12 protein-coding genes and 1 pseudogene are annotated in these 12,375 nt (G+C 71.3%); 8 read left to right on the forward strand and 5 right to left on the reverse strand.

Going from position 1 to position 12,375, the window contains the following annotated elements:
• The first annotated feature begins 11 nt into the window (after nucleotides 1–11).
• From E1288_RS10520 to E1288_RS10535, 4 genes are all read left to right on the forward strand, one after another.
• Nucleotides 12–845: a sugar phosphate isomerase/epimerase family protein gene (locus tag E1288_RS10520; RefSeq protein WP_132483757.1), complete on the forward strand. Its 834-nt coding sequence runs from the start codon at nucleotides 12–14 to the stop codon at nucleotides 843–845.
• Nucleotides 846–874: 29 nt separating this feature from the next.
• Complete coding sequence (locus E1288_RS10525) at nucleotides 875–1,642, forward strand: SDR family NAD(P)-dependent oxidoreductase (protein ID WP_132483759.1); 768 nt, start codon at nucleotides 875–877, stop codon at nucleotides 1,640–1,642.
• A gap of 40 nt (nucleotides 1,643–1,682) precedes the next feature.
• Entirely contained in the window at nucleotides 1,683–2,966 is a 1,284-nt protein-coding gene (locus E1288_RS10530; RefSeq protein WP_165968065.1) for an MFS transporter, read from the forward strand.
• Between the two features lie 64 nt (nucleotides 2,967–3,030).
• Nucleotides 3,031–3,837, forward strand: coding sequence for an IclR family transcriptional regulator (locus E1288_RS10535; protein ID WP_132483763.1), 807 nt, complete (start codon nucleotides 3,031–3,033; stop codon nucleotides 3,835–3,837).
• 47 nt (nucleotides 3,838–3,884) lie between these two features.
• Here E1288_RS10535 and E1288_RS10540 read toward each other — a convergent pair.
• A pseudogene (locus tag E1288_RS10540) lies at nucleotides 3,885–5,148 on the reverse strand (ATP-binding cassette domain-containing protein).
• Entirely contained in the window at nucleotides 5,112–5,669 is a 558-nt protein-coding gene (locus tag E1288_RS10545; RefSeq protein ID WP_207954286.1) for a MarR family transcriptional regulator, read from the reverse strand. The pseudogene E1288_RS10540 and the gene E1288_RS10545 overlap by 37 nt, the downstream one beginning before the upstream one ends.
• 411 nt (nucleotides 5,670–6,080) lie before the next feature.
• Between E1288_RS10545 and E1288_RS10550 the strand changes: the two genes are divergently transcribed.
• Nucleotides 6,081–7,007: a TauD/TfdA dioxygenase family protein gene (locus tag E1288_RS10550; protein ID WP_132483765.1), complete on the forward strand. Its 927-nt coding sequence runs from the start codon at nucleotides 6,081–6,083 to the stop codon at nucleotides 7,005–7,007.
• Here the strand turns inward: E1288_RS10550 and E1288_RS10555 are convergent.
• Nucleotides 6,986–7,474 (reverse strand): GtrA family protein, encoded by a 489-nt coding sequence (locus E1288_RS10555; RefSeq protein ID WP_132483767.1) that lies wholly within the window; start codon nucleotides 7,472–7,474, stop codon nucleotides 6,986–6,988. The genes E1288_RS10550 and E1288_RS10555 overlap by 22 nt on opposite strands.
• A 289-nt stretch (nucleotides 7,475–7,763) precedes the next feature.
• On the opposite strand from E1288_RS10555, the gene dctA reads away from it, so the two are divergent.
• The 3 genes from dctA to E1288_RS10570 all read left to right on the forward strand — a co-directional run bounded on the left by dctA (nucleotide 7,764) and on the right by E1288_RS10570 (nucleotide 10,994).
• Nucleotides 7,764–9,101 (forward strand): C4-dicarboxylate transporter DctA, encoded by a 1,338-nt coding sequence (gene dctA / locus E1288_RS10560; protein WP_132483769.1) that lies wholly within the window; start codon nucleotides 7,764–7,766, stop codon nucleotides 9,099–9,101.
• 73 nt (nucleotides 9,102–9,174) lie between these two features.
• Nucleotides 9,175–10,587, forward strand: a complete 1,413-nt coding sequence (locus E1288_RS10565) for an RtcB family protein (protein ID WP_132483771.1) — start codon at nucleotides 9,175–9,177, stop codon at nucleotides 10,585–10,587.
• A complete protein-coding gene (locus tag E1288_RS10570; RefSeq protein WP_132483773.1) occupies nucleotides 10,584–10,994 on the forward strand; it encodes an archease in 411 nt (136 codons plus the stop codon). Before E1288_RS10565 ends, E1288_RS10570 begins: the two co-directional genes overlap by 4 nt.
• Before the next feature lie 4 nt (nucleotides 10,995–10,998).
• On the opposite strand, the gene E1288_RS10575 is transcribed toward E1288_RS10570, so the two are convergent.
• Together E1288_RS10575 and E1288_RS10580 are read right to left on the reverse strand one after the other, a co-directional pair.
• Nucleotides 10,999–11,793, reverse strand: a complete 795-nt coding sequence (locus E1288_RS10575) for an MBL fold metallo-hydrolase (protein WP_132483775.1) — start codon at nucleotides 11,791–11,793, stop codon at nucleotides 10,999–11,001.
• Nucleotides 11,794–11,836: 43 nt separating this feature from the next.
• Complete coding sequence (locus E1288_RS10580) at nucleotides 11,837–12,274, reverse strand: MaoC/PaaZ C-terminal domain-containing protein (protein ID WP_207954287.1); 438 nt, start codon at nucleotides 12,272–12,274, stop codon at nucleotides 11,837–11,839.
• Nucleotides 12,275–12,375 lie beyond the last annotated feature (101 nt).

A 12,375-nucleotide genomic window follows, 5' to 3' on the forward strand; every position in this document is an offset into this window, starting at 1 on the left:
GAGGAATTTCGATGAAGCTCGGCGTGTACTCGATCTGCCTGCCCGACCTGACCCCGGAGCAGGCGGTGAACGAGGCGAAGGCCGCCACCTATTCGGGAATCGAATGGCGCATCGGCACTCCGCCCAGCGACGCCGAGGTGCCGGACTTCTTCACCAACAACCGGTGCAGCGTCGCACCGACGCACGACGCCGTCGCCCGCGCGGCTGCGCTGTGCGAAGCCGCTCAGCTCGACATCATCGGGCTGGGCACCTATGTGGACACCGGCGACCTCGACGGCGTGGCGCACGGGATGGCGCTGGCCCGGGCTTGCGGCGCGCCGTGGATCCGCCTTCGCACGCCGTGGCGCAACGACGAGCCGTTCAGCGACCTGTTCGCCCGCGCCGTCGAGTTCTTCTCGGGTGTCGAGCGGCTTTCCCGGCGGACCGGGGTCCGCGGGCTGCTGGAGATCCACCAGCGCAGCATCGCGCCGAGCGCTTCGCTGGCCGAACGGCTGGTGTCGCGCTTCGACCCGGACTGCGTGGGCGTCATCTACGACGCCGGGAACCTCGTCCTCGAAGGCTACGAGGACCACCGGATGGCCGTGGAGCTGCTGGGCCCGCACCTCGCGCACGTGCATGTGAAGAACGCCGCGTTCACCCGCCCCGACCGTGGCGGGGTCTGGCGGCCGCGGTGGACACCGATCGACGACGGAGTGCTCGACGTGCCCGCGCTCCTGCGGGTGCTCGCCGACGCGGACTACGACGGCTGGGTGTCCGTCGAGGACTTCAGCACCGACCGGGCGCCGGTCGAGGCACTCCGGTACAACGCCGAATTCCTGCGCCGCCACGGCGATTTCGCGCACTGATCCAGTTCGACCCGGAGGACTAGGAAGAGATGAATGCAGCTGACCGGCGCGTTGCGCTGGTGACCGGTGGCGCCGGCGCGCTCGGCGCCGCGATCGCCGCCCACCTGGCCGCCGACGGCTCCGACGTGGTGCTGCTCGACGTGGACGCCGATGGCGTCGCGCGCGAGGCCGCACGGCTGCGGTCCGGCACCGACCGTCGCGTCGAGGGCTGGGCCGCCGATGTGTCCGATGTGGACTCCGTGGAGCGCACGATGGCGCGGCTGCGGGACGAGTTTGGCCGGCTGGACCAGCTGATCAACAACGCCGCGGTCAACCGACGCGCCGACCTGGCTTCGGTCGGCCCGCGCGACTGGGACCCGGTGATGCGGGTCAACCTCTGGGGCCCGACGGCGCTGTGCCAGGCCGCCGTTCCGCTGTGGCGGGCCGCCGGGGCCGGCCGCGTCGTGAACATCTCCTCGCGGACCTGGCTCTCCGGCGGGCCGTTGGCCTACACGGCGTCCAAGGCGGGCGTAGTCGGCCTGACCCGCGCGCTCGCGCTGGAGCTGGCGCCACTGGACGTCACCGTGAACGCGGTCGCCCCGAGCATGGTCATCACCCCGTTCACCAGACAGGGCCGCAGCGACGAGGAATTCGCGGAATTCCTCGCGCGCCACCAGAAGATGACACCGATCCGGCGGCTCGCCACGCCCGAGGACGTGGCCGGCGCGGTCGCCTTCCTCGCCTCCCCGCAGGCGGGCTTCATCACCGGCGAGGTGCTGCACGTCTGCGGCGGCGCCCAGCTCGCCCCCGCCCCGTGAGCGGATCCAGCACCCGAACCCTCAACGTGGAGGAACAATCGTGACGACAACCCAAGACCAGCGGCCGGCCGCGGTCGCCGAACCGAGCAGGCGGCGCGCCTGGACCGTGCTGGCCGTGGTGGTGGCCTGCTCGGTGGTCGTGTTCCTGGACAAGGCGCTGCTCGGGCTGGTGGCGCAGCCGCTGAAGCAGGAGCTGCACCTTTCGTCGGCCGAGTTCGGCTCCATCAGCGGCGCGTCCTACCTGCTGTTCGGCATCACCTGCCTGGTGGTCGGCTTCCTCGCCGACCGCATCTCGCCGCGCTGGGTGCTGCTCGCGTGCGGGCTGATGTGGGCGCTCGGCCAGGTGCCCGCCCTGTTCGCGGTCACCGGCGGCGTGCTGTTCGCGAGCCGGCTGGCGGTCGGCGCGGCGGAAGGCCCGGCCCAGCCGATGTCGCACGTCACGGCGTACTCCTGGTTCCCCAACCACCGGCGCGGCCTGCCCGCGTCGCTGATCACCAGCGGCGCGGCCATCGCCAAGATCGCCTTCGCCCCGGTGGTCACGCTGATCATCGTCGCCTTCGGCTGGCGCGCCGGGTTCGTCACGGTCGGGCTGCTCGCGCTGGTGTGGAGCGCGGCCTGGCTGGCCGTCGGCAAGATGGGGCCGTACTCCACCGCCTCGGAAATCGCCGCCGCGGCGCCCGCCGAACGCGTTCCGTGGCGTCGTTTCCTGTTCAGCGGCACGTTCATCGGCGCGCTGCTCGCCTACTTCACGCAGGGCGCGCTGGCCGCGGTGATCTTCACCTGGCTGCCGTCGTACTTCCAGCACGGGCTCGGGTTCTCCGCGGCGGTCTCCGGTTCGCTGTTCGGCCTGCCGAGCGCGATGGCGATCGTGGCGCTGCTGGCGGTGGGCGCGGTCAGCGACCGGATGCTGCGCAGGGGTGTGCGCTCCCGCGTCGCGCGCGGTTTGTTCGGTGGTGCGTGCCTGGTGCTCGCCGGGCTGGTGCTGTGCCTGCTGCCGTGGGTCCACAGCCCGGTACTGGCCGTGATCACGCTGATGATCGGCTACGGCGTGTCCACCACCGTGCAGACGGTCAGCAACCCGGTGGTCGCCGAGATCGTGCCGCCAGGTCAGCGCGCCGGGGCCCTCGGCGTGCTGACCGCGCTGGGCACGAGCGCGGGCGTGCTGAGTCCGATCTTCACCGGCAAGCTGCTCGACGTGGCCGAAACCCCGCAGGCGGGCTACACGCTCGCGTTCCTGGTGTTCGGCGGTCTCGTCGCCTTCGGCGGACTGTGCTTCGCGCTGCTGGTGAACCCGGAGCGCGACGTGCGGCGCATCGCCCGGTAGGGGGTTTCGCCTCGTGTCTCCGGCCGGGTGAGAATGGGCCGGTCGGAGCACCAGGGGGGATGTCGTGGGCGAGCGCAGCGGGGCGGGAGCGCCGAGCGTGGCGTCCAGGCTGTTCCGGATCCTGGAGACCTTCTCGCCGGAGCGGCCGTCCCTGACGCTGTCGGCGATCAGCCGCCAGAGCGGCCTGTCGCTGACCACGACGCACCGCCTTGTCGGCGAGCTCGCCGGATGGGGCGCGCTGGAACGAGACGACGACGGCTGTTACCGCATCGGGCTGCGGATCTACGAGCTCGCCGCGCTGACGCCGCGCGGCACGTTCCTGCGCGAGGTCGCCATGCCGTTCCTCGGCGACCTCTACGAGGCCACCCGGCAGAACGCGCAGCTCGGCGTCCTCGACGGCCACGAGGTCGTCTACCTGGAGCGGATTTCCGGCCGGGATGCCGTGCCGGTGGTGTCCCGGCCGGGCGGCAGGCTGCCGCTAAACGCCACCGGCGTCGGCCTCGTCCTGCTCGCGCACGCCGACCGCGAGCTGCAGGAGGCTGTCCTGGAGGGGCCGCTGAAGCGGTTCACGGACCTGACGCTCGCCGACCCGCGACGGCTGCGCGGGGTGCTGGCCGACGTCCGCAAGAACGGCTTCGCGATCAGCGACCGCCAGATCGAGCTGTCCACCCTCTCGGTGGCGGCCCCGGTCCGCGGCGATGCGGACAACGTGATCGCGGCGCTGTCCCTGGTGGTCCCGGCCGAGACCAGCGACCCGATGGCGCTGGTCCCGGTGGTCCGGGCGGCCGCCCGCGGCCTCTCCCGGGCGCTCGGCTCTCCCCGAGCCGCAGCCCTGCCCCCGACGGCCACCCACGAACGCTCCGGGTCGTGAGTCTTTTGGGTTGCTCTGGCAGCCCAAAAGACTCACGGCCCCGTGCGCTACCGCAGCAGGTCCGCCTTCGGGACCGCCGCGACCAGCCGGCGCGTGTAGGTCGCCTCCGGCGCGCGCAGGACCTGGCGGGTCGGGCCTTGTTCGGCCACCCGGCCGCGGTGGAGGACCGTGATCCGGTGGGCCAGGTTGTCCGCCACGGCCAGGTCGTGGGTGATGAACAGGCAGGCGAAGCCCAGCTCCTCCTGTAGGGATTTCAGCAGGTCCAGGACGGCGGCTTGGACCGAGACGTCCAGGGCGCTGGTTGGCTCGTCGGCGATCAGCAGTTCCGGGCCCAGGGCGAGCGCTCGCGCGAGGCCCACCCGCTGGCGTTGGCCGCCGGAGAGCTCGTGCGGGTGTCGCGACCAGCGCCTGCGCCTCGCCGCGGCCGACGCGCAGGTCCACGCCGTCGACGGCCCGGAATCCGCGGTAGTCGACCACGACGCCGGTCAGCTCCAGCGCGGCCCGGTTCTCGGCGGTGGTCGGCGCGGGCTCCTGACCGAATCGAGGCACGGCGGCCAGCAGCTCGCGCGTGTAGGCGTGCGACGGGCGCGCGAACAGCGAGCGCGCCGGCCCGTCCTCCACCACTTCTCCGTGGCGCATCACCACTACGCGGTCCGCGATGTCGGCCACCACGCCCATGTTGTGCGTGATCAGCACGATCGACGTGCCGCGCCGGTCGCGGAGCTGCCGCAGCAGGTCCAGGATCTCGGCCTGGACCGTGACGTCCAGCGCCGTCGTCGGCTCGTCGGCGATCAGCACCTCCGGGTCGCCCGCCAGCGCCATCGCGATCACCACGCGCTGCTGCTGGCCGCCGGAGAGCTGGTGCGGGTACTGCTTCGCGCGCCGCGCCGGTTCGGGGATGCCGACCGCGTCGAGCAGTTCCACCACCTCGGCGAAGGCCTGCGTGCGGCTGAGTTCCCGGTGCGCGCGCAGCGCCTCGGTGAGCTGCCAGCCGACGGTGAACACCGGGTTGAGGGCCGTCGACGGTTCCTGGAAGACCATCGCGATGCGGTTGCCTCGGATTTCCCGCCATCGCCGGAGGTCCGCGCCCACGAGCTCGCGCCCGCCCAGCCGGATGCTGCCGGACACGGAGGCGCTCGGGGACAGCAGGCCCAGCGCCGCGCGGGCGCTGACCGACTTCCCCGAACCGGATTCGCCGACGACAGCGACGATTTCGCCCGCCGCCACGTCGAGGCTCACGTCACGCACGACCGGACCGGCGTCGAAGCCGATCGTCAGCCCGTCGAACGCCAACAGGGGCTGCGTTGCCAAGATGATCTCCTCAATCGTAGACGCGTTGGGCCTCGGCCCACAGCCGGGCGACCTGCTCCGGGTCGTACGACGACGCCGCGTTCCGGGCGGCGGCGCAGGAAGGCCCGGATCCGGTCGGCGAGGAAGTCCAGCACGTCCTCGGGCACGCCTACGGGCGTGGGAATGGTCTCGCCGGCCAGCAACCGGCCACGCAGGTCCGCCAGCCCGATGGTGGTGGTGCTGACTCCGACGTGCACCCCGCACGCGGCGAGCACCGTTTCGTCGATGTCCACCGGCACTCGGGGTCGGCCGACCGCGCCGAACCGGGTGAGCTCCGGGACCTCGCGGACGACGCCGAGGTCTATGAGGGTGGTGACCTGCCGGCTGACCGTGGGCGTGCTCAGCGCGATCCGGTGCTCGATGGCCGCCCGGGAAAGCGGCCCGGCCTGCCGGATCGCGCCGAGCACGGCGGCCGCGTTCGTCTCGCGGATCCCGGTCGGGCGCGGGTCTGCTCGTCCCCCAGGGGACAGGATGGTCGTCACGAGATGCCTTGTCGTCTCGGGAAATCGGCGTGCACGGTCGCCCCACCGAGATCGGGTTTCGCTCGGCGGGCGGGGAAATACCGGGAATCGGCCGGATGCGGCCTACGAAGAACCGGTCAGCCGCGACGACAGCACGGCACGGCGAATTCGCGGGACGCCGCCCGAAAACCCCGGTGCCGGAACGCCGTGAACTGAGCCATGCCGAGAGAATCCGTTGCGGGATCGCCGATGTCAAAGCCGCCCGCGATGCGGGACGAACCGGCCGAATTAATTTCAGTGCCACGACATGCCTTGCCGGGCCGCGCGATTCCTACCTAGCGTGCGGTGCGGCGAGCCGAATTCCCTTTCCCCCACCGGAAACAATCCCGCAATCGCAGTTTCGAACCGCTGCATTCCCGAAAGGACCGCGCCATGACCAGCCAGCTCGAGCGCACCACCGTCCAGGTCGTCAAGCTCGGTGCGCACATCGGCGCCCGCATCGACGGGGTGCGCCTCGGCGGCGACCTCGACGCCGCGACGGTGGCCGAGATCCGGGCCGCGCTGCTCGCGCACAAGGTGATCTTCTTCCGCGGCCAGCACCACCTCGACGACGCCGGCCAGCTCGCCTTCGCCGAGCTGCTGGGCGAGCCGACCCTGGCCCACCCCACGGTCAAGGGCACCGACCACGCGAGCATCCTGCCCATCGACTCCGACTACTCCAAGGCCAACAGCTGGCACACGGACGTCACGTTCGTGGACCGGATCCCGGCCATCAGCCTGCTGCGCTCGATCCGGCTCCCGTCCTACGGCGGCACCACCACCTGGGCCAGCACCGTTGCGGCGTACGAGAAACTGCCCGATTCGCTGCGGGCGCTGGTCGATTCGCTGTGGGCGGTGCACACCAACGCCTACGACTACGCCGCGAGCATCGACGAGACGCGCCTCGGCGGGGTGGACGTGAAATTCCAGCAGTACCGCAAGGAATTCGTCTCCGACGTGTACGAGACCGAGCACCCGGTGGTCCGGGTGCACCCGGAAACCGGCGAGCGCGCCTTGCTTCTGGGGCATTTCGTCAAGCGCCTCGTCGGCCTCACCAGCGCCGAGTCGCACACCCTGTTCCAGCTGCTGCAGGCCCGGGTGATCCAGCTGGAGAACACGGTGCGCTGGGACTGGTCGGACGGCGACCTGGCGATCTGGGACAACCGGGCGACGCAGCACTACGCGATCGCCGACTACGACGACCAGCCGCGCCGGCTGCACCGGGTCACCCTCGCCGGCGACGTCCCGGTGAGCATCGACGGCGTCCGCAGCACCACCCGCAGCGGTGACGCCTCGCACTACTCCCAGCTGGCGCGGTGACCGGCTGAGCGGCTGAACACCCACAGCCGCATCACGGCGAAGCGGGTGGTGCCGCCGATGACGCTCAGCGCGGCGACAGCGGCGGCCTCCGCGACGCTGGAGGGATCTTCGACGGCCAGCCCCAGCAGGCCCAGCGCGATGTTGTTCGACACGCAGTAGAAGGCGAACACCGCGAGGGTCTGCAGGTGCATCCGGCCCCGGTGCTCGTTGCGGGCGGCGAACGCGAAGTGCCGGTGCGCGGCGCTGCTGGCCGCGGTCGTGATCAGCAGGGAGCAGAAGTTCGAGGCACCGACCGGGAAGATGCCCCGCAGCAGCACGTAGAGCACCGCGTTCGCCGCGGTGGCGAGCACGCCGACGACGGTGAACAGCACGGCCTGGCCAACGACGTCGTCGCGCTTGGCCGGGCGAACCCGATCGACCGCACCAGGGGTGACCGCCTTCGGTTCGCGCGCAGCCACGCCCTTCATCGACCCCACTCCAACGCGACGGTTCAGATCTGCGGTCAAGCTAGTTCGGCCATGCGGGAGGGACGCATGAACAACCTGGGAGAACGCTGGGAACGGCGGCCGCCCTCCCGGGCCCACCGGTGCATGTGACCCATTGTGATCGAACCGTCACGGATCATGATTCGACCGATCTGGTGATCTTGGAGCCGACGACGATCGCGAGCCGGCCCCTTGACTCCGGCCGACCGGGCACGCACACTCCCAGGAATTTGCGAAGTATACTTCCGCATTGGGGAATTGGGAGGCCGACGTGGGTCAGCCAGCGTCGCCGGTCCGGCGCGGCCGCGTGTCGAGGGTGCTTTCCTCGCTGTTCGTCCAGGTGCTCATCGCAGCCGTCATCGGCATCGCCGTCGGCCACTTCTGGCCCGAGTTCGGCGGCGCCCTCAAACCGATCGGCGACGGGTTCATCCGGCTGATCAAGATGGTGATCGCGCCACTGATCTTCTGCGTGGTCGTGGTCGGCATCGCCAAGGCCGGCGACATGCGCTCGGTCGGGCGGATCGGGCTCAAGGCGCTGATCTACTTCGAGGTGGTCACCACCGCCGCCCTCGCCCTCGGCCTCGTCGCCGGGAACCTCGTCCAGCCCGGCGCGGGGCTGGACATCGACCCGGCAACGCTGGACACCTCCGGTGTGACCGCCAAGACGCACGGCGAGCAGATGCCCGGTCCGGCCGAGTTCGTGCTGCACATGATCCCGGAGAGCGCGGTGGCGGCCTTCGCCGACAACGAGCTGCTGCAGGTCCTGCTACTGGCGGTGCTGTTCGCCGCCGGGCTGCTGCACATCGGGATCGGGCGCGCGCCGCAGGTGTTCGCCTTCATCGAGCAGACCGGCGAGATCATCTTCAAGATCATCGGCTACGTGATGCGGCTGGCCCCGATCGCGGTGTTCGGTTCGATGGCCTACCTCATCGGCCAGTACGGGCTGTCCTCGCTGAGCACCTACGCCACCCTGATCGGCGCCTGCTACGGCGCGGCACTGCTGTTCTGCGTCGTGCTCGGCGCGCTGCTCAAGGCGTTCACCGGCTTGAGCATCCTGAAGTTCCTGCGCTACACGCGGGAGGAATTCGCGCTGGCCATCGGCACCGCGTCCAGCGAGGTCGTGATGCCGCGGATCATGGAGAAGCTTGAACGCGCGGGCTGCCGCAAGGAAGCGGTCGGACTGGTCATCCCGACCGGGTATTCGTTCAACCTCGACGGCGCGTCCATCTACCTGTCGCTGGCCACGCTGTTCATGGCCCAGGCCGTCGGCGTGGACCTCACCATCGGGCAGCAGATCACCGTGGTGCTGGTGCTGATCCTCACCTCCAAGGGCATGGCAGGCATCCCCGGCTCGGCGTTCATCGCGCTGTCCGCGACGGCCTCGGCGGTCGGCGTCATCCCGGTGGCCGCGGTCGCCCTGATGCTCGGCGCGGACCGGATCATGGACACCATGCGGGTGGTGACGAACCTGCTGGGCAACTGCGTGGCGACGTTCATCGTGTCCAAGTGGGACGGAGCGTTCGATCGCGACCGGGCCGTCGCCACCCTCGCCGACCCGGCGTCCGCTCCCCCGCTCCCCCGCGAGGAGGACGAACCTGCCAAGGCCTGACTTGCCCGCGCCGGGCGCGTGTCGGGGTGGGCTCCGGTGGGTATTGCCGGGGCGAGCGACGCGGGAGGTCCGGATGGAACTCGTCGAGGAGACGCCGTACCGGTTCCGGATCGAACGGCACGGCGACATGCGCGTGCCGGGGGTCGTCTTCGCCTCGCGGCGGCTGCTGCCGCCGAAGGGCGACGGCGCGCTCGACCAGGTCGTGAACGTCGCGACGCTGCCCGGCATCGTCGGCGCGTCCTACGCCATGCCGGACATGCACTGGGGCTACGGGTTCCCGATCGGCGGCGTCGCCGCCACCGATGTCCGCGCAGGCGGCGTCGTCTCGCCCGGCGGCGTCGGCTTCGACATCTCCTGCGGGGTGCGGCTGCTCGCCGCCGAGCTCGACCGGTCGGACTTCCGCCGGGTAGCGGAGCGGATCATGAACGGGCTCAGCCGGGCGACGCCTCGCGGGGCGGGTCGCGGCGCGGTGTGGGAGCTGCCCCGCGAGGCTCTCGAACGAGTGCTGGAAGAGGGTTGCCACTACGCCGTCGCACGCGGGCGCGGCACGCCGCGCGACCTGGAGCGCTGCGAGGACGGCGGCGCGATGGCCGACGCGGAGCCGGGGCGGGTGAGCGCGCGGGCGCGGGACCGCGGCCTGGGGCAGCTCGGCAGCCTGGGTTCCGGCAACCACTTCCTGGAGGTCCAGGCCGTCGCCGAGATCTACGACGAGGGCATCGCCGGGGTGTTCGGGCTCCGCCTCGACCAGCTGTGCGTGATGATCCACTGCGGGTCGCGCGGGCTGGGCCACCAGATCTGCACCGACCACCTGCGGAGCATGGACGAGAGCATGGCCGACCACGGCCTGGTCGTGCCCGATCGGCAGCTGGCCTGCACGCCGGTCGATTCGCCGGCCGGCCGCGCCTACCTCGGCGCGATGGCGGCCGCGGCGAACTACGCCCGCGCGAACCGGCACGTGCTCGGCGTGGCCGCCGGCGAGGTGCTGGAGAAGGTGACCGGCTGCGGTCTCGACCTCGTCTACGACATCTCGCACAACCTCGCCAAGATCGAGGCGCACGAGGTGGAGGGTCAGCGGCGAACGCTGTGCGTCCACCGCAAGGGCGCCACGCGGGCGTTGCCGCCCGGGCACCCGGAACTGCCGCCGGGCCTGCGGGAGGCGGGGCAGCCGGTGCTGATCCCCGGCTCGATGGGCACCGCGTCGTACGTGCTCGCGGGCGTGCCGACCGGCGACGCGTTCTTCTCGACGTGCCACGGCGCTGGGCGCACGCAGAGCCGCCACCAGGCGGTCCGCACCATCGATGCCCATCAGCTGCGCCGCGAGCTGGAGCACGACGGCATCGTCGTGCGCGGCAGCTCCGCTCGCGGGTTGGCAGAGGAGGCGCCGACCGCTTACAAGGACGTCGACGCGGTCGTCGCCGTCGCCGAGGGAGCCGGGTTGTGCCGCCGGATCGCCAGGCTCGTGCCGCTGGGCGTGGTGAAGGGGTGACCGGCGGCTTCCGCTTCCTGCCGCACACCGCCGACATCCGGTTCGAGGCGTGGGGCTCGACGCGGGACGACTGCCTGGCCGCCGCGGCCCGCGCCCTGGTGGCCTCCTTCGCCGAATTCCCCGCGGGCGCGCCGGAAAGCACCAGGACCGCCGAGCTCGCCGGCACCGACGAGCAGCTCCTGCTCGCGGTGCTCGACGAGATCATCTACCTGCTGGACGCCGAGGGCGTGGTCCCGCTGGACATCGGCGTCGCGCCGCGGCCCGCCGGAATCGCGCTGGAACTGGGCGTTGTCGCCGTGGCGCGGGCGGAGATCGTCGGCGCGACACCCAAAGCCGTTGCCCTGCATGGCCTGCACATCGGCCACGGCGACCGGGGCTGGCGTTGCGCCGCGACGGTCGACGTCTGAGCGCTCAGTCCTCGGAGACGAAGCGGAGGTAGCGGGCGGCGGAGCGCTGGACGATCTCGTGCGCACCGGTGGGGATCACCGTGTCCCACCACGCGCCGTAGAGCGCGTCGAAGCGGTAGGGCTCGAGCATCTTCGCGGCGCGGCGGACGACGTTCGGGCGTTCCGGGATCAGGTTCGGGTAGCTGTACATGAAGGCCACGTGCTCGCGGTCCGGGATGACCTGCACGATGTCGCCGGTGAACAGCTTCCCGTCGCCGTGGTCCCAGTGCAGCACCGTGCCGCCGGCGAAGTGCACGCCGAGGTTGATCAGGGTGAGCCCGGGAGCGAGCTCGCTGGTGGTGCCCTCCCACAGCCGGATCGCCGGGTCCGGGCGGCCGATCCACTGCTGGTCGTTGGCGTGCAGGTGCACCGGCACGTCGAAGGTGCGGGCCCACTCGACCATCGTGGTGTAGTAGTGCGGGTGGCTGATCGCGATGCCGATCAGGCCGCCGAGGTCGTTGACGGTGCGGATGATCTCGTCGTCCAAATAGGACACGCAGTCCCAGAGCACGTTGCCCGCTTCGGTGCGCAGCAGCAGCGCCCGCTGGCCGATGGCGAACCTCGGCTCGCAGCCGATCCCGAGCACCTCGCCCTGCTCTCGGATCAGCGCGGTGCGACCGTCCGAGCGCACGCCCGCGAGGTCCGTCCATTGCTGACCGTCCGGCGGCACGTACTGGCGTTCGTCCTCGCAGATCGGGCAGTCCGGCCGGGGCCGGGCGTACTGCGTGCCGCAGGTGGCGCAGATCGGCATCGCGGTCATGGTCGTTGCGGTCCCTTCGTCCTCGGACGTGCGAACAGTCAGGTTACCGCGCGGTATCCGCCGCACGGGCCGGAAAGTCCGGCGGCACTGCCACCACCGCGTCGCCCCGCAGGGTCACCGTCCCGTCGGCCAGCACTACCGCCAGGTCCAGGTGCGCGCGGCGCTCGCCGGCGACGTCCTCGAACCCGGTGACCTTGCCGGTGCAGGTCGGCCGGCTGTGCACCGGGGTGATCGCGACGAAGCGCACCGAGAACGACCGCAGCGCCGACTGCGGCACCCAGTCGGTCAGCAGCCGCCCCAGGTAGGCCATGGACAGCATGCCGTGGGCGAAGACGTCGTCGAAGCCCGTGCTGCGCGCGTTGTCCAGGTCGATGTGGATCGGGTTGTGGTCGCCGGAGGCCCCCGCGAACAGCGCGAGCGTGGCGCGGCTGATGGGCGGCAGGCTCAGGGGCGGCAGCTCGACGGTCGTTTCCTCGGCCATGCCGCCCATCATCCGCCACCTCGCACCGGGACGTCAGCCTCCGGTCAGCGTGCGGTCAGCGCCGCCGCCGAAGCTCAGCTCCGTCAACCACGACCGAGCAG

The organism is Saccharopolyspora elongata (genome assembly GCF_004348985.1).
GTDB lineage: Bacteria > Actinomycetota > Actinomycetes > Mycobacteriales > Pseudonocardiaceae > Saccharopolyspora > Saccharopolyspora elongata.